The 16464-nt window shown below is 73.9% G+C and carries 16 protein-coding genes; 6 read left to right on the top strand and 10 right to left on the bottom strand.

Features of this window, described 5'->3' with window-relative positions:
• Positions 1 to 44: 44 nt before the first annotated feature.
• Both IEZ10_RS18730 and IEZ10_RS18735 read right to left on the bottom strand, forming a co-directional pair.
• The gene (locus IEZ10_RS18730; RefSeq protein WP_189247803.1) at positions 45 to 3377 is read right to left on the bottom strand and encodes an AfsR/SARP family transcriptional regulator; all 3333 of its coding nucleotides are present in this window, start codon (positions 3375 to 3377) and stop codon (positions 45 to 47) included.
• Positions 3378 to 3550: 173 nt separating this feature from the next.
• The gene (locus tag IEZ10_RS18735) at positions 3551 to 4354 is read right to left on the bottom strand and encodes a CGNR zinc finger domain-containing protein (RefSeq protein WP_189247804.1); all 804 of its coding nucleotides are present in this window, start codon (positions 4352 to 4354) and stop codon (positions 3551 to 3553) included.
• A gap of 67 nt (positions 4355 to 4421) precedes the next feature.
• Between IEZ10_RS18735 and IEZ10_RS18740 the strand changes: the two genes are divergently transcribed.
• The gene (locus IEZ10_RS18740) at positions 4422 to 4796 is read left to right on the top strand and encodes a YybH family protein (protein WP_229811402.1); all 375 of its coding nucleotides are present in this window, start codon (positions 4422 to 4424) and stop codon (positions 4794 to 4796) included.
• Positions 4797 to 4953: 157 nt separating this feature from the next.
• Here IEZ10_RS18740 and IEZ10_RS18745 read toward each other — a convergent pair whose 3' ends face one another.
• Positions 4954 to 5820, bottom strand: coding sequence for a helix-turn-helix domain-containing protein (locus tag IEZ10_RS18745; RefSeq protein WP_189247806.1), 867 nt, complete (start codon positions 5818 to 5820; stop codon positions 4954 to 4956).
• A gap of 159 nt (positions 5821 to 5979) precedes the next feature.
• On the opposite strand from IEZ10_RS18745, the gene IEZ10_RS18750 reads away from it, so the two are divergent.
• Positions 5980 to 6618 (top strand): NADPH-dependent FMN reductase, encoded by a 639-nt coding sequence (locus IEZ10_RS18750; RefSeq protein WP_189247807.1) that lies wholly within the window; start codon positions 5980 to 5982, stop codon positions 6616 to 6618.
• Between the two features lie 31 nt (positions 6619 to 6649).
• Here the strand turns inward: IEZ10_RS18750 and IEZ10_RS18755 are convergent, their stop codons facing one another.
• Positions 6650 to 7219: a TetR/AcrR family transcriptional regulator gene (locus IEZ10_RS18755; RefSeq protein ID WP_189247808.1), complete on the bottom strand. Its 570-nt coding sequence runs from the start codon at positions 7217 to 7219 to the stop codon at positions 6650 to 6652.
• A gap of 58 nt (positions 7220 to 7277) precedes the next feature.
• Here IEZ10_RS18755 and IEZ10_RS18760 point away from each other — a divergent pair, with 58 nt between their 5' ends.
• Positions 7278 to 8255, top strand: a complete 978-nt coding sequence (locus IEZ10_RS18760) for a DsbA family oxidoreductase (RefSeq protein ID WP_189247809.1) — start codon at positions 7278 to 7280, stop codon at positions 8253 to 8255.
• 263 nt (positions 8256 to 8518) lie between these two features.
• Here IEZ10_RS18760 and IEZ10_RS18765 read toward each other — a convergent pair whose 3' ends face one another.
• Together IEZ10_RS18765 and IEZ10_RS18770 are read right to left on the bottom strand one after the other, a co-directional pair.
• Entirely contained in the window at positions 8519 to 9175 is a 657-nt protein-coding gene (locus tag IEZ10_RS18765) for a maleylpyruvate isomerase N-terminal domain-containing protein (protein WP_189247810.1), read from the bottom strand.
• A 309-nt stretch (positions 9176 to 9484) separates the two neighbouring features.
• On the bottom strand, positions 9485 to 10126 hold the full coding sequence (locus tag IEZ10_RS18770; protein WP_189247811.1) for a TetR/AcrR family transcriptional regulator: 642 nt from the start codon (positions 10124 to 10126) through the stop codon (positions 9485 to 9487).
• 138 nt (positions 10127 to 10264) lie between these two features.
• On the opposite strand from IEZ10_RS18770, the gene IEZ10_RS18775 reads away from it, so the two are divergent.
• Together IEZ10_RS18775 and IEZ10_RS18780 are read left to right on the top strand one after the other, a co-directional pair.
• Complete coding sequence (locus IEZ10_RS18775; RefSeq protein ID WP_229811403.1) at positions 10265 to 11137, top strand: SDR family oxidoreductase; 873 nt, start codon at positions 10265 to 10267, stop codon at positions 11135 to 11137.
• A 77-nt stretch (positions 11138 to 11214) separates the two neighbouring features.
• Entirely contained in the window at positions 11215 to 12588 is a 1374-nt protein-coding gene (locus IEZ10_RS18780) for a hypothetical protein (protein WP_189247813.1), read from the top strand.
• A 22-nt stretch (positions 12589 to 12610) separates the two neighbouring features.
• Here IEZ10_RS18780 and IEZ10_RS18785 read toward each other — a convergent pair whose 3' ends face one another.
• On the bottom strand, positions 12611 to 13105 hold the full coding sequence (locus IEZ10_RS18785; protein WP_189247814.1) for a hypothetical protein: 495 nt from the start codon (positions 13103 to 13105) through the stop codon (positions 12611 to 12613).
• A 357-nt stretch (positions 13106 to 13462) separates the two neighbouring features.
• Between IEZ10_RS18785 and IEZ10_RS18790 the strand changes: the two genes are divergently transcribed.
• Positions 13463 to 14080: a superoxide dismutase gene (locus IEZ10_RS18790; protein WP_189247815.1), complete on the top strand. Its 618-nt coding sequence runs from the start codon at positions 13463 to 13465 to the stop codon at positions 14078 to 14080.
• Positions 14081 to 14452: 372 nt separating this feature from the next.
• On the opposite strand, the gene IEZ10_RS18795 is transcribed toward IEZ10_RS18790, so the two are convergent.
• From IEZ10_RS18795 to IEZ10_RS18805, 3 genes are all read right to left on the bottom strand, one after another.
• Positions 14453 to 14968, bottom strand: a complete 516-nt coding sequence (locus tag IEZ10_RS18795) for a hypothetical protein (RefSeq protein WP_189247816.1) — start codon at positions 14966 to 14968, stop codon at positions 14453 to 14455.
• A gap of 182 nt (positions 14969 to 15150) precedes the next feature.
• Positions 15151 to 15690, bottom strand: a complete 540-nt coding sequence (locus IEZ10_RS18800) for a hypothetical protein (protein WP_189247817.1) — start codon at positions 15688 to 15690, stop codon at positions 15151 to 15153.
• Positions 15691 to 16015: 325 nt separating this feature from the next.
• On the bottom strand, positions 16016 to 16378 hold the full coding sequence (locus IEZ10_RS18805; protein ID WP_189247818.1) for a VOC family protein: 363 nt from the start codon (positions 16376 to 16378) through the stop codon (positions 16016 to 16018).
• Positions 16379 to 16464: the final 86 nt, after the last annotated feature.

The raw sequence follows: 16464 nt of genomic DNA on the forward strand, positions 1-16464 counted from the left end.
GCTGACACCCGCGCTCCCCCGCCGCCGGCCGCTGTCAGCCGCCGTCAGCCGCCGTCGGCCACTCCTCCCGGCTCCGCCTCCGCGTCCCGCCGCTCCGCTTCCTCGGCTTCGCGCGCCTCCGCGTCCTCGGCTTCGCGCGCCTCCGCGTCGAGCACCGCCCGCGCCTCGTCGCGGCGCATGGCGGCCCCGCGGGCGAACGCCGCCGCGAACGCCTCCACGCCGGCGAGGTCCCGGGCCTCCGCGGCGGTCCGCGCGACGTCGCGGTCGCCGGCCACGGCCGTGCCGCGCAGCGCCACCGCCGCCCCCAGCAGCAGGGCCGCCCGCTCCCCCGCCGCCCGCGCGCTCTCCCCGGCCCGCGCCGTACCCGACGCGGGCTCCACGGGCCGCGTGGTGCCCGCCATGACCGTCCCGGGTCGCCCGGTGCCCGCCGTACCCGACGCGGGCTCCACGGTCGCGGGACCATCCGCGGTCGTCGCCGGCTCTCCCCCGTGTTCCAGCAGTACGGCGCCCGCCCACCCCTCGGCGGCGGCGGCGAGGTCCGACGTCAGCGGTGTCCCGCGGGCCGCGGCCAGGGCCCGCCGGTGCCGGAGCCGGGCCCCGGCGGGGTCGCCCTCGGCCCCGGCCAGCCGCCCGAGCGCGGTGAGCGCCCGCGTCCGCGTCCCCGCCGCCAGGGGCCCGTCCTCCGCGGCGCGCAGCGCGGCGCCGAACAGCCGGCGGGCCTCGACGAGGTCGCCCCGGTGCCACGCGATCCGGCCCAGGCCCAGGTGGACCTCGGCGGGAGCGTCCGGCCAGCCCGCCTTGCGGGCGAGCTCCCCGGCCCGCCGGTAGTCGGCGACGGCGGCGGCCGGATCGCCCTGACGCACCAGCGCCTCGGCCCGGTGCGCCAGCAGGTCGGCGCTCTCCTCCAGGGCGCCGAGCTCCTCCATGAGCCGCAGCGCCTCCCCCCATGGTTCCCGGGCCCGCGCCCACTCGCCGCGCAGCCCCGCGATGAGGGCCAGCCCGTCGAGGGCCTGGGCCGTCCCCCAGCGCTCACCGAGGTCACGGAACTCCGTCAGCGCCTCCGCGAACTCCCGCTCTCCCCGGGCGATCTCGCCGCCGAACACCGCCAGCAGCGCCCGGCTCAGCCGTCCCAGCGCCCGGTTCCACGGGTCGGAGCCGAGCAGCCGCTCCGCCTCGGGCCCGATCGGCCCCGACGGCCCGGCGAGCATGCCCCACAGCGCCACGGTGAACGGGTGACGCGTCGGCCGGTCCAGCGACCGCATGATCTCCCCGGCCCGCTCCCAGTGCCCGGCCGGCGCCCGCGGCACGGCGTGCGCCACGCACACGACGTACTCCTCCTCCAGCCCCTTGGGCGGCCCGCCGGCCGCGTCGAGGAGCTCGGCGGCGGCCTCCCCCGCCTGGGCGCGCCGCCCGCTCAGCCACCAGTAGATCGCCAGCGCCGCGACCAGCCGCATCGCCGTGCCCCGGTCCCCGCGTACGGCCCAGCGCAGCGCGGCCATCAGGTTGCCGTGCTCGGCCGACAGCCGCTCCAGCCACCGCAGCTGCCCGGCCCGGAGCAGATGGGGACCGGCGCGTTCGGCGAGGCCGAGGAAGTGGCGGGCGTGGGCGGCGCGCAGGCGCTCCCCCTCCCCGGACTCGGCCAGCTTCTCGGCGCAGAACAGCAGGATCGTGTTGAGCATCCGGTAGCGGTCGCCGTCCGCCTCGACCAGCGACCTGTCCACCAGGTCGGCCAGCAGCCCGGCGGCGGCGTCCACGCCGCAGACCTCCTCGACCGCCTCCAGGGACGCCCCGCCGGTGAACACGGCGAACCGCCGGGCCAGCGCCCGCTCGTCCGGGGTGAGGAGGTCCCAGCTCCACTCCACCACCGCGCGCAGGGTCCGGTGCCGGGCCGCCGCCGTACGGTCGCCGCGCGACAGCAGCCGGAACCGGCCGTGCTCGGCCAGCCGCCCCGCGATCTCCTCCGCGGTGAACGACCGCAGCCGTGCCGCCGCCAGCTCGATGGCCAGCGGCAGCCCGTCCAGCGCCGCGCAGATCCGGACGACCGCCGCCGCGTTGTCCGGACCCACCTCGAAGCCGGGCCGTACGGCGGCGGCCCGGTCGGCGAACAGGCGGACGGCGGGGTAGGCGGCCGCATCCCGCGGCGGGAGGTCCGGGGGCGGGGTGGGCAGCGGCGCCAGCGGCACCAGCGTCTCGCCGGTGATGCCGAGGGGTTCGCGGCTGGTGGCCAGGACGCGGAGCCCCGGGCACTCGGCCAGCAGCCCACGGGCCAGCACGGCGGTCCCCGCGATCACGTGCTCGCAGTTGTCGAGGACGAGCAGTGACTCCCGGTCGGCGAGCGCCGCCACCAGGCGGTCGGCGGGGTCGGCCGTGCGGAGTGACTGGAACCCGGTCTCGCGCAGCCCGAGCGCGCCGAGCACCGCCCGGGGCACCTGGTCGTCGTCGGCGGCGGAGGTCAGGTCGACGAAGCACGCCTCGCGCCGGTCCCGCCCGGCCGCCTCGATCGCCAGCCGGGTCTTGCCGGTGCCACCCGGTCCGGTGATCGTGACGAGCCGGGAGTCGCGCAGCGCGCCGATCCGCTCCAGTTCCCGCTCGCGTCCCACGAAGCTGGTGAGCTGGGCCGCGAGCCGCCGCCGCGGCGGCGGCGCGGGCTCGGCGGCGCGCAGCACGGCCAGGTGGACGGCGGCCAGCTCGGGCGAGGGGTCGGCGCCGAGCTCCTCGGCGAGCGTCCGCCGGGTCTCCTCGAAGACCTCCAGCGCCTCGGCCTGCCGCCCGGCCGCGTGCAGGGCGCGCATGAGCTGGCCCCTGAGCCGCTCCCGCAAGGGGTGCACGTCCGCCAGCCGCCGCAGCTCGGCCACCGAGGTCCCCTCGGGGAGGGCGAGCTCCGCCTCGACGAGGTCCTCCGCGGCGACGAGCCGCAGTTCCTCCAGGCGCGCCTCCCGCGCCCGCCGGAACGACCCGGGCGGCAGGTCGGCCAGGGCGGGTCCCCGCCACAGGCCGAGCGCCTCGCGCAGCGTGCCCGCCGCGGCCTCATGGTGGCCCGCGGCCAGCAACCGCCGCCCCTCGCGGGCGAGCCGCTCGAACCGGTGGACGTCGACGTCACCGGGATCGACCGCGAGCCGGTACCCGGCCCCGTGGAACTCCACGACACCGGCGGGAAGGTTCCGGCGCAGCCGGGACACCTGGGCCTGCAGCGCGTTCGCGGCGCCGGCCGGGGGGTCGTCGCCGTACTGGCCGTCGATCAGCTCCGTCACGCCGACCACCCGGCCCGCGTTCAGCAGCAGCATCACCAGCAGGGCACGCGGCCGGGGGCCGCCCACCGGGATCTCCTCACCGGCGGCGGACCGCACCTCCAGGGGCCCGAGAACGCCGAACTGCACGGTGCCGATTGTCCCCCATGCCCGGCATGCGCCCGCCGGGCCCGGTCCCGGACCGCGACGGACACGCCTGTCCGACACGAGCAGGAAGCGGTCGTGAGGCGCGGGCCGCCCGGGACGCGCCGGGTGGATCACCGGCCGGGCGTCCCGTGAGGGCGGGATCGTTCCGTTCGTCGTCAGTGGCCGGCATCCGCGGGCCGTGGAGCGCGGTCGCGGCGGGTGCGGAGCTTGGACCGGTTGCCGCAGCGGTCCATCGAGCACCAGCGGCGGGCGCCGGGCCGGGAGGTGTCCAGGAAGATGAGAAGGCACCGCTGCCCGCCGCACACGCGCACCCGGGAGGCCATCGGCCCGCCGAACAGTTCGACGGCGTCCCTGGCGACCGCGGACAGGAACTGCGCGCCGGTCACCGGCGTCGCCCAGCCCCGCTGGAAGGACGGCGTGACCACGGGCACGGGAGGCGGGGCGGCGGCGAACCCGTTGATCACGGCGAGCGCGTCCTGCGGGGCGGCGGCGAACCCGTTGATCATGGCGAGCGCGTCCTCCGCGCCGGGGAACGCGCTCCCGTCCAGTGCCGGGTCCGGGGACGCGCTTCCGCTCAGCGCCAGGTCCCGGGACGTGCTCCCGTCCGGCGCCGGGTCCGGGGACGCGCTTCCGCCGGTGTCCGCCGTACCCCGGTGGGTCCGGTCCGTTCCGGGATCTCCCGGGCCGCCGTGGCCCTCCGCCGCCGCACGCTCGGCCAGGGCCTGGATCGCGGCGCGCAGTCGTCTGGCCCCGGCCAGGTCGGCCTCGCCGACCACGACCTCGTCCGGAAGACCGACCCTGGACAGCGGGATCCAGGCCGCCAGGTCCTCCGGCGCGTGCAACTGCTCCCACTGCGGAAGCGCACCGGTGAGCAGGAACTCCAGGCACAGCGTCCCCGCGTCGAACCGGAAGGTCTGACCGTCCCGAGGCGTCAGAAGGATGCCGTTTGCGTTGTTCACCCCACCAGTCTAGCCTCTGACACCAGTTAAACCGGTGTCACCATCCGGTGTGAACGAAAGGCGAGTCATGCAGGAGATCATCGATCTGATGGACCGGGCGTGGGAGGCCAACCGGAACGGCGACGCCGCCTTCTACGACGGCTTCCTCACCGACGACCCGGTCAGCGTGTCGCCGTGGGGCGTGGTGACCGACCGCGACGCGATCCTGAAGGGGTTCGCCGAGAACCGGAACCCCTACACCCGCACCGACCAGTCGGACCACCGGGTGATCATGCTCGGCGCCGGCAGCGCCGTGCACACCAGCAGGGTCGAGATCGACATGCTGGTGAACGGCACCGACCCGCAGACCATGGCGGTCTTCGCCACCACCGCGCTGACCAGGGACTCGGACGGGGCCTGGAAGGCGGCCCTCTTCCAGATCACTCCCGCACCGGCCCGCTGACGGGACCACCGGGCCGGCCGGAAGGACCGACCCGGCGGCCGGTCAAGCGGACCCGGCGGCCGGCCGAGCGGACCTGACGCCGGGCGGCCGCCGCCCCGGGCCGGCGGGCTCGGTGCCCGGTGCCGGGTGGCCGGTGCCGGGTGGCCGCCGGCCCGCGTCAGCCGGCCACCGCACGCAGCGCGCCGGGCGCGCGGCCGGCGAGGCGGTCGAGGGCGGCGGACGTGGCGTCGTCGGCGGGGAGGTACACGACCAGGCGCTCGCCGTCCGCGCCGGACGGTTCGAGGGCCTCGCGCACCAGTCGCAGCTCACCGGCCTCGGGATGGACCAGCCGCTCTGCGCCCATCCCCCCGGCAGGCCCGGGAGGAACGGCCGGGGCCGCCATCCGGGTGGCGAACGGCGCGCCGGCGACGACCGTCAGCTCCTTGGCGAACCCGGCGAGGTGCGGGTCCGCCGGGAGGCACGCGGCCCGCAGGACGGCGATCTGCTCGTCGGCCACCCGGTCCCAGTCGGGGTAGGCGGTCCGGGCCCGGACGTCGGTGAACAGGTGACGGACGACGTTGGGCGACCGGCCGTCCAGAAGCCCGATCGGGCCGGCGAGCCGCTCGTAGCCGCCGGTGAAGGCCAGCACGTCCCCCAGCCGGTTGAGCAGTACGGCGGGCGCGGGATCGAGCCGGTTCAGCAGCGCCCGCACGGTGGGACGGACCGACCGGACCGGCGGCGCGGCCCCCGGGCAGGCCAGGAGGTCGCCGCTGGTCACCTTGGCGGCGCGCAGGAGGTGGAACCGTTCGCCGGAGGAGAGACGCAGCGCGTCGGCGAGCGCGGTGAGCACCTGCGGGGACGGGTGACGGTCGCGTCCCTGCTCCAGCCGCGTGAGGTACTCGACGCTGACCCCGGCGAGCATGGCCAGCTCGGCCCGCCGCAGCCCGGGGGTGCGCCGCCGTACGCCTTCGGGGAGCCCGACCTCGGCGGGCGTGACGGCCTCGCGGCGGGCGCGCAGGAACATGCCCAGCTCGTTGTCGCTCACAGGCGGAATGTACCGCCCGCGCCGCCGCCGAGGGTGGCCTCGCCAGGGCCAGTCTCACGCCGGTCTCCCTCCGCCGCGTACGGCCCGGCAGGTTGGTGGTCGTTCACCGGCGCGTCCTCGCCGGCGCCCCGGAACCGCGAGCACGAGGAGACATCACAGATGATCCGCATAGCCGTCGTCGTCGGCAGCACCCGTCCCGGACGCCGGGGCGCGGGCGTGGCCCGCTGGGTCGAGGAGGCCGCCGGACGGCACGCCGCCGTCGTGTCCAGCGAGGCGTCCGTCGAGGTGGTCGACGTCGCCGAGTACGGCCTGCCGCTGCTGGACGAGCCCCTTCCCGCGAAGTTCGGCGACTATCGCAACCCCCACACCGTGCGGTGGGCCGAGACGATCCGTTCGTTCGACGGGTTCGTGTTCGTCGTCCCGGAGTACAACCACTCCTTCCCCGCCGCGCTGAAGAACGCGATCGACTACCTGTACGCCGAGTGGTGCGACAAGGCCGCCGGAATCGTCGGGTACGGCGTCGAGGGCGGGATCCGCGCCGCGGAGCACCTGCGGCTGGTCCTGGCCGAGACGAAGGTCGCGGTCGTGCGCACCCAGGTGGCGCTGTCGATGTTCACCGACATCGTCGTCACCGACCCCGTCGACCTCGGCGTGGTCTCCCCGGGAGAGCGCCGGCAGCAGGCCCTGACGACCATGCTGGGCGAGGTGGTCGAGTGGTCCCGGGCCCTGCGGCCGCTGCGCGAGCCCGCCGGGACGCCGTACGGGGGCGGTGATCTCACGCGGCCCGTGCCCGCCTGACGCGCGGGGCGGGGGCCGGGTTCGGGCGATCTCAGGCGCGGAAGAGGCGCCAGAACGCCAGCGCGACCTCCTCCGCGGGCGCCGGGGGGTCGCCGGTGACCCAGTGCGCGATCACACCGATGAGGGCGCCGGCCAGGTAGGCGGCGTGCGTCTCCGCCGGGACGTCACCGAGCCGGCCGGGCGCCTCACCGGCGGGCCCCGCGCCGGTGAGGCGCCCGGCCAGCTCGGCGGTCAGCCGATCGCGCATGCGCGTGGCGAACAGCGCGCTGCCCTGGGGGCCCAGCATCCGCCGGTACAGCGGGGCCGCGGCGGCCACGTGCCCGAACAGGACGGTCAGCGGCTCGGGGGTCCGGTCGCGGGGCGCGTCGCGCGGGCACAGCGCGGCGGCCCGGGCCACCTGGGTCACCGCCTCCTCCATGGCGTCGGTCACGAGCGCGTCCACGTCGGGGAAGTGCAGGTAGACCGTCGCCCGGTTCACCCCGGCGCATCTGGCCACCTCCGACACCGTGATGGCGCCCACGTCCTTCTCCGCGGCCAGGGTGAGAACCGCGGTGCGCAGCCGCGCCCGGGTGCGCCGTACTCGGGGGTCGTCCGCCTTCATGCCCCGGACTATACAACAGGTGTTGCATAATCGACACATGTCGTATAAGTTGCCGGGCATGCGAATCGAGATCTGGGCGGACATGGTCTGCGGATGGGCGTACATCGGCAAGCGGCGGCTGGAGGCGGCACTGGCCGACCCGGCCTTCGACGGTGTTCCCGTCGAGGTCGTGTGGCGGCCGTTCCGGATCGACCCCACCGCGCCCGCGCGGTCCGCCCCCCTTGAGGAGGCGCTCGCCGACCCCGCGGTGGACACCGCGCTTCGCGTCTGCGCGCCCGGACTGTCCCCCGGGGAGAACCGGGCGCGGGTCTCCGAGATCGCCGCCGCGGAGGGGATCGGCCCACGCTGGGGAGCGGCCTGGCGGGCGAGCAGCCACGACGCGCACCGCCTGCTGTTCCTCGCCCACGAGCACGGCGGCGCGGAGCTGCAGAACGCCGTGGCCGAGCGGGTGATGCGGGCCCACTTCGTCGACGGCGCCGACATCGGCGACCGCCGGACGCTCGCCGCCGTCGCGGCCGAGGCCGGCTTCGCCGCCGGGGCCGCGCTGCTGGAGACCGACGCGGGCGAGGACGAGGTGCGGGAGCTGCTCCTCATCGGCAAGGCGCGCGGGGTGACGACCTCGCCGACGATCGTCGTCGGCGACCGCGCGCTGGCCGGCGCCCAGCCGGCCGAGGTGATCCGGGAGTTCATCGCCCGGGGCGGCCACCGCCGTGAGCTGCCCGACGAGGTGGAGCGGCTGCGCCACGCCGAGGCCCTCCTCGACCGGCGCGACCCGCTCGGGTCGCTGGTCCTGCTGCGGCCCCTGCTCGACGCGTACGGCGACGACCGCAACGTGCTGATGCTCGCCGCCCGCGCCTACTTCGCCTCGGCGCAGCTCGGCCGGGCCCGCGCCACGCTGGAGCGACTGGTGGGCGACACGCCGGACGACTCCTACGCCCGGCACCTGCTCGGCCGCACCCTCCAGCGGCAGGGCCTCGCCGAGCAGGCCGTCCCGCACCTGAGCATGGCCGCCGCCATGTCCCCGGAGTACGACTGAGCCCTGCCCCCGACCCCGCCGGCCCCGGTGACGCCGGTCATGTTCCCGGGGTACGGCCGAGCCCTGCTTTCAACTCGGCCGGCCCCGGTTCCACCGGCCATGTCCCAGGAGTACGGCTGAGCCCTGCTTTCGGCTCGGCCGTACTCGATGACACCGGCCATACCCCGGAGCACGGCCGCGCCGCGCTGTGGCCGGCTGCTCGGCCGTACTCCCCTCACGGGTGATCGGCCGCGCCGTCGCCGGGCGGGCGGATGTCCGGCGGGCTACGGTCGCGGCTCGCCGTACCAGCGCCAGGAGGTCAGGCGGGGACGGCCGGGAAGCTCGCCGCGCCCGGTGGCCCACAGCAGGGTGGGCCAGGGGCCGGTGTCCCGCGGGGCGTCCGGGAACAGCCTGGCCAGGACCCGCTCGCACAACCCCGCGGGCGGCGCCCAGCCGAGCCCGAGTCCCCCGGCCAGGTCGTGGGTGTGCACCAGGGCCTCGACGATTCCCATCGCGGCGAAGCCCTCGGGGTCGGATGCCCCGAAGACGTGGTGGGCGCGGACCTCCGGCGGCGTCGTGCGCACCATGGCGGACAGCAGCGCGCCGCTCGTCTCCAGCACCTGCAGCAGTCCGTCCGGTCCCGCCGCGCGATCGGCGTGGATCGCGTTCCGCGGGCCCCCGGGCCTGCGCCGCTCCAGGCGGAAGGGCACCTCCCGGTCGCCGGGCGGCGTGCGGAGGCCGAGCTGTACGGCGTAGGCGAAGAGGTCGTCGCCGAGGTGCTCGACGGTCTCCCAGCGGCTCCACTCCAGCGAGCCCGCCATGTCGTCCCACGCGGTCGCGGGCACCCGGCGGACGACGTCCATGGCGAGCCGTACGGCCTCGTCGAGGTCGTCGGCGGTGACGGGGGACCGGGGCGGCGCGGCTTCACGGGACTGCGACATGTCACGGACCATACCGCCCCGTGGAAACCGGCCACCTCCCCGTGGAAACCGGGCCATCGCATCGTCGAAGCCAGACCATCGCGACCGCGAGGTCGACCACCACGACCGCGGAAGGCGGGTCAGCGCGACAGCGGAATCCGGACCACCGCACCGCGGAAACCGGGCCGTCGCGGCCGTCGCCCGCGCGGGGCGAGGCCGGAACGCGGGAACCGGCCCGCCAGCGGCCACCGTTCCGGCGGGAACCCGCCACGGCCGTCGTCGTTCCGGTGGGAGCCCGCCACGCCCGGCGTCGTTCCAGAGGGAGGTCGTTCAGGGACGCATTCCGCCGAGGGCGGTCTCGACGAGCGCGGCGGCGTACTCGTGGGTGAGCGGGCCTTCGCGGTGCAGCCAGCGGACGAGCAGCGGACTCCACAGGAGATCGACCGCGACGTCCAGGTCGAGGCCCGCGGCGAGCTGCCCGGCCTCCTGGGCCGCGCGCAGGCGTCTTTTCTTGAGCTCCCGCATCGGCCGGTCGAGCCGTTCCGCGTAGAGGGCGGCGAGGTCGGCGTCATGGGCGATCTCGATGCTGAGCGCGCGCATCGTCCGGTCGTAGCGGGGGTCGTTCAGCTCGTCCACGGTCGCGAACATGACCGTCTTCAGGTCGGCCTCGATGTCCCCGGTGTCGGGAAGGGCGGCCTCCTCACCGGGCTCACCGCCACCTTCCCCGCCGACTCCCCCGCCGGGCTCACCGGCCGCGAACATCAGGAAGGCGTCGAAGAGGACGGCACCCTTGGACGGCCACCAGCGGTAGATGGTCTGCTTGCCGACCCCGGCCCGCGCCGCGATGCCCTCGATGCTGAGCTTGGCGTACCCGACCTCGGCCGCGAGCTCGAAGGCGGCGGTGAGAACGGCCCGCCGGGAGGTCTCGCTGCGCCGGGCCACACCGGCGGACGGACGGCGCTGATCAGTCATGGCGTCACCGTAGCACAGGCGTGAGACGAGACGGTCCGTCTTGACACGGGGCGATCGATGAGGCATGGTGAACGACATCTCGACGAGACGAACCGTCTCGTCACAATTTCGATTTCGTGCCGACAACGGAGGCCCCCTTTGGAAACCCCGCACACCCCCAGGACCTGGTTCGTCACCGGCGCCGGCCGCGGCCTGGGCCGCGCCTTCACCGAGGCGGCGCTGGAGCGCGGCGACCGGGTGGCCGCCACCTCCCGGGACGTCGGACCGCTGCGCGACCTCGTGAGCGAGCACGAGGGCCGCCTGCTGACCATGCCCCTCGACGTCACCGACCGCGCCGCCGTCCTCACCGCGGTGGCGTCCGCCCACGAGCACTTCGGCCGGCTCGACATCGTCGTCAACAACGCGGGCACCATGTCCTCGGGAATGGTCGAGGAGTTCACCGAGGCCGAGGCGCGTGCTCAGATGGAGGTCAACTTCTTCGGCGCGCTGTGGGTGAGCCAGGCCGTCCTGCCGCACCTGCGTGCGCAGGGATCGGGACACATCCTGCAGATCTCCAGCATCGCCGCCCTCGGCGGCTTCCCCAGCACCGGGATGTACAGCGCGAGCAAGTTCGCGCTGGAGGGCATGAGCGAGGCGCTCGCGATGGAAGCCGCGGCGTTCGGCGTGAAGCTCACCATCGTCCAGCCCGGCGGCTACTGGACCGACCTCTACACCCGCATGACCTCGACCACCCCTCTCCCCGCCTACGCGCCGCTGCGCGCCGAACTGGAGAGGCAGTGGGCCGAGGGCTCTGTGGACAGCGAGCCCCGCCTGGCCGCCGAGGCCGTGCTGAAGCTCGTCGACAGCCCGAACCCTCCGCTGCGGCTCCTGCTCGGCGACATGGTGTACGACCTGGCCTTCGACATCTCCCGGCGGCGCATGGACACCTGGGCCGCCTGGGAGGAGGTCAGCCGCGCCGCCGAACACGCCGTCCCGGCCCCGGACGGGTACGGCACGGACCACGATTCCTGACCGATTCCGGCTGGTTGCCCGTGCCGCGTCGTTCCTGGATGATCCGCACATGGCGTGAGGCGTACCGAGGGGCGACGATGAAGGCATTGCTGGTGCTCATGGGCGTCGCCGCGGTGGGCGCGCTGGTCGCCGTCCTCCTGTTGCTGCGGGCCCCGGCGGACGGCGGTGCCGGCGCGGGACGCGTGGCCGCGGATTCCACCGTCCCGACCTCGGTTCCTCCCGTGGCCGCGGATTCCACCGTCCCGGCGTCGGCTTCCCCCGCGGCCGGGAAGAGCGTCCTGCTGGACGTCGAGGGCGCCGTCATCGAGGAGTTCTCCGGCGACTGCGCCGGCAGCGGATATCCGTACCTCTGCCGGTATGTCAGGGAGCGGCTGCTCGCCGAGGACCCGGGGCTGCTCACCCGCGACGGCCTGACGATCCGGACGACGATCGACCAGCGGCTCCAGCGGGCCGCGCAGCGCGCCATCGACGCCCACGTCCACCGCGACGACGCGCCGGTCGCCACCCAGGTCATGATCGTCCCCGGCGAGGGCGCCATCAGGGCCATGGCCACCAGCCGCGGCGCCGGTGACGGGGCGGCTCTCCAGCAGGGCACCACGGCGATGCCGTACACCCTGGCCGCCGCGCTCGCCGCCGGCCTGCGGTACGACGACGGCTTCCCCGCCTCGGACGTCTACCAGGCCCCGGACCACACGGCGTTCAGGAACTGCGCGGGCCAGTCCGTCGGCGAGCCCTCCCACGTAATCTTCGACCGGGAGAAGGGCGGGGACCGGTTCGTCACCCTGCGGTCGGGCACCCACGGCGCGACGAACACCTTCTACATGCGTCTTGAGGAGAAGACCGGCCTGTGCGAGACCGTCAGGACGGCCGAGTCGCTCGGGCTCAGGCACGGCGACGGAACGCCGCTCCGGGAGCTGGAGACGTTCACGCTGGGCGTCAACGAGGCCGACCCCGTCTCGGTGGCCGGCTCCTACGCGAGCCTCGCCGCCCGCGGCCGCTTCTGCGAGCCGACGGTGATCGCGGAGATCCGCGACGGCTCGGCCGCCCCGCGCCTCTTCCCGCCGCGCTGCCGCCAGGTCCTGGACCCGGCGGTCGCCGACGCGGTCACCGGAGTGCTGTCCGAAGCCCTGACGAAGAGCGCGCTCGGCGTCGGCCGCGAGGCCGCGGGCATGCCCGGCACGACCGACGGGTTCACCGCCGCCTGGTACGCCGGCTACACCCCCGGCCTGGCCTCGGCCGTCAGCCTCGGCGACCCTCGCGGCGGGTTCCGGTACCCGCTGACGGACGTCACCATCGGCGGCCACCGCTACCCGAGGGTTGACGGCGCGTCGGTTCCCGGCTCGATCTGGAAGGAGACCATGACCGAGGCGGTGCGGGGAACGCGGGAGACCGGCTTCGTCCGGCCGGACACCGGCCGCTTCGGCGGCTGCCGCGACGCCTGCTCGAACTGACCGCCGCTCCCGGCGGGTCCCTCTAGAAGCCGGAGCTCTCGGCCCTGCGCCGGATCCTCGCGCTGCCGTACTCGCCGCGCTGGAGGCAGTCGGGGCACGGAGGGACGCCGTGCGCGTTCGGCATGTAGCGCCAACCGGTCACCTGGTTCACGCCGCGGATTCGGTGGACCTCCCCGGCGGTGATCGTCCGGGGGACGAGGACCTCCCAGCCCCGGGCGTCGTCGCGGCCGGCGATCAGGGCGGCGGCTTCGGCGCTGGGCAGCCGGGCGTGTTCCCGCCCGTAGTGTCCGACGTGGACCGGCTCGTCGTCCGGGATCCGGAAGTCGACGGCGACGATCGTGCGCCGGCCACCGCGTCTCAGCTCCCGGACCCACTGGTGGGTGAGCTGGTACGACGGCAGGATCGGCAAGCAGAACACCCCCGACAGGCCGCCGTGGCTCCGGCCGCTCGCACGGATTCCGGCCCGCCGTACCGAGCGGACGTTCTTCTCCGAGGTCAGATGGACGAACAGCGTCATCGGCGACGCCTTCCGGGGTACGGTGCCACGGCCTCGCTCCCTCCACGAAGATCCATACGCGGACGCCCAGAGCCTACGCGGCGGGTGAGCACGGGCCAACGGCTTTTCCCGGCGGGAGGCGTGCCGGACGAGCCGCGCGCCGACGCGCCGGCCGGCACGCGACGGAGCAGGACCCTGTGAACTTCCCTATGAAGGCCGCGTGTACTCCCGCAACTGGCTGTTCATGTCGGATCGGGGCTCCCGGACGCGGACGAGCGACGCGGAGGGCCGGAGCGGCCTCCCCAAGATCGAGACTTATTGCTTAGATAGTGCTATTGCAAGTAAGTTGCAGTTACGCCGATCGCGAGGAGAACGCCGATGGGGAACTACACCCTGCCGGACATGCCCTATGACTACGCCGCGCTGGAGCCGGCCATCACCGGGGAGATCCTGGAGCTCCACCACGCCAGGCACCACGCCGCCTACGTCAAGGGCGCCAACGACACCCTGGAGCGCCTGGCCGAGGCCCGCGACAAGGGCGAGTTCGGCGGCCTCGTCGGCTTGGAGAAGACCTACGCCTTCAACCTGTCTGGCCACGTGCTGCACTCGATCTTCTGGCAGAACCTCTCCCCGGACGGCGGCGACCGCCCCGACGGCGAGCTCGGCGACGCCATCACCGAGCACTTCGGCTCCTTCGAGGCGTTCGCCAAGCAGCTCACCACGGCGACGACGACCGTGCAGGGCTCCGGCTGGGGTGTGCTCGCCTGGGAACCACTGGGGCGGCGCCTGATCGTCGAGCAGGTCTACGACCACCACGGCAACGTCGGGATGAACACCACCCCGCTGCTGGTCTTCGACGCCTGGGAGCACGCCTACTACCTGCAGTACCGCAACGTGCGCCCCGACTACGTCGAGAAGCTCTGGGACCTGATCAACTGGAACGACGTCATCACCCGCTACACCGCCGCCAGGAACGCCACCCCCACCGCCCCCTGACGACGCCGTCCGAATCCCGGGCCCCGTTAACCCGGTGCCCGCACGCCGGCCTTCCTTGCGCGATGGTCCACCCGGCGTGCGGGCACCGGACCCTCTCCCCCACCCGGGCCTCTTCACCCGGGTCTCTCCACCCGGGCCCCTCCCCTTCGGAGACGCCCGAGCGGCTGCGCGCCCGGCTCGCCCGGTCGTTCACCCGGCTCGGCTTCACCGCCTGGACCGTCCATGACGACGACCGGCTGACCGGCGTGTGCTACGGCTGGCCCACCCCGGCCGATCTGCCGGACGACCACCTGTACGAGGCGATCATTGGCGCGCTCGGCCCGGACACCGCCCGTCGCCTGGGGCACGCAACGGGCACGACCACCAGGCATGTCACAAGGAGAACCAGCAGTAGAGCAGCTGGTCGTTCTCTCTCGCCCGACGTGCCAGACCGACAAGATCCTTGGTGAGCGACAGCATGTACCCGTCGTCATCATCGGTGAAGTGGGAGAACTCCTCGATGGCTGCCCACTGCTCCGCCAGCATCGGCAGACGGGCGTCGTCCACACCGGCGAGCATGTCACGAGCCTTCGCCGACAGCTCCATGATGCCGAGCCCTTCGAGGTACGGGGAGTCTTCGGGTAGGGCGTCCCACTCCTCGTCGCTTCGCGGCGCACCCTCCGGAGGCGGATACAGCACCACCGTCTCGGCCAGTCCCAGTCGATAGTCGACGTGGCCGGCGAACGCGACGAGCTGACCCAGGACCACTTCGGGGTCGATCCATTTGGCCACCACCACATCGAACTCCGGAACTCCACGCGAGGGATCGGCGATCTCGCGGGAATGCTCGGATTGGACGGTCGCCGCGGTACGGTCCGCGGCGCGGTAGTACTCATAGAAGACACCCACGTAAGCGCTCCTGTCCCGGGGTCCACGGCGACATGGCCGCCTTGTGGCAGGTGGAGACTAGGGCATGCGACTGACATTACGGGTAGGCACGACTCGCTTGAGGCGGACGCACCTTCCGCGGCCGGTGGCGGGCATCGAGTGAGCCCTCGGTCCACCGGTGGAAGGACGTCATGACGAGCGCACTATTCCCCGGTCTGGAGGGTCGCTCGTGTGACGTCCGTGAGCAGTGCGGCGGTCCAGAGGAATACCTTGGGGTCACCGAGACCTGAGTCGGTGAGCCATTGAGCGGCCCGGCGCGCGTCCTGCTCGTCCTGGATCAGCCCCCAGGACCCCGGCTGGACGCCGGTGGCTCGGTGGACATCGGCGACGAGGCCGCCCAGGCAGGTCCAGGTGTGCCAGCGCCCGCTGTCGAAGCCGACCAGTTCGAACCCCAACCGCCGGCCGCTGCGGTAGGGAAACCTCTCGCGCCGGGCCAGCCGTTCCGGGAGACTCCCGGCTGATATGTCCCAGCCTCCATCGGCGATATCGGCCAGCAGGCCGGGAACATCGGCAGTGGCGAATCCGGCCCCGAGCACGTGCAAGCCCGGCTTACCAGCGTGCTCGCGCGCGATCTCGGCCTCCTGAGGGCCGGCGAACCAGTCGTCCCAGCCACTGGGATCCACCGGCACCAGGTCCACCACGCAGTCGCTCAGCGACACCAGACCAGCACTTGGAAGACTCACGTCCTGCCAGTCGTGCCGATCCGCGCGTGTAGCGACCCTGTAGCCGGCGAGGACGTGGTCGGGTTCCATCGCGCTCTCTCCTTCCGCGGTCAGCATCGTGATTTTCCAGGCAGTCGGCCTCGGCCGCGTTGCGCGACTCATGGTGCGGGAGCCGTTCCATGATCCAGGGCGGCCGGACAGTGCGACGGTGAAGTCCGCGCATCCGCGGAGATCCACTCGCGTTACGGCCCCGGGCATCCCGTCTCGCGATCGATCACGGCGTCGACGCCCTGCATCCTGGCTGCGGTTCGTGCCGTACAGGCCGCGTTACGGCGAAGCTGGGGCCCTACCGGTCGCACACCAGCACTGTGTTCCCGTCAGGGTCGCGGGTGGTGAAGAAGACGCATACGTCCGCTGATCCAGCGATCTCTCCGGTCTCACAACCGTGGCGTCTCAGGAGGAGATGAGTCTGCGGGAGGTCGTCCACCACAAGGTTGCATGTCGCCCAGGAAAGGCCGGGGCTCGCCTGGATGCCGCTGGCGGGTCCGAGCAGCGTCAGGGACGCTCCGCCCTCCGTCTCGGACGAGAGCACCGCGCTCCACTCGTCCACGGACCCGATCTGGAACCCGAACATGTCGCTGTACCAGCGCGCGGACTCTTCGACGTCCGTGACGGGGATGAACGCGGTGCCGATGCGTGCAGTGGCCATGGGGGGGCACCGTATTCGACCTCACCGACCTTCTTCCCAAGCCTGTCGGTGAGGCTTGCCGACCTCGGCCTGTCTTCCGTGACGGT

It is taken from the genome of Streptosporangium pseudovulgare, assembly GCF_014648055.1.
In the GTDB taxonomy this organism is placed as follows: Bacteria; Actinomycetota; Actinomycetes; order Streptosporangiales; family Streptosporangiaceae; genus Streptosporangium; species Streptosporangium pseudovulgare.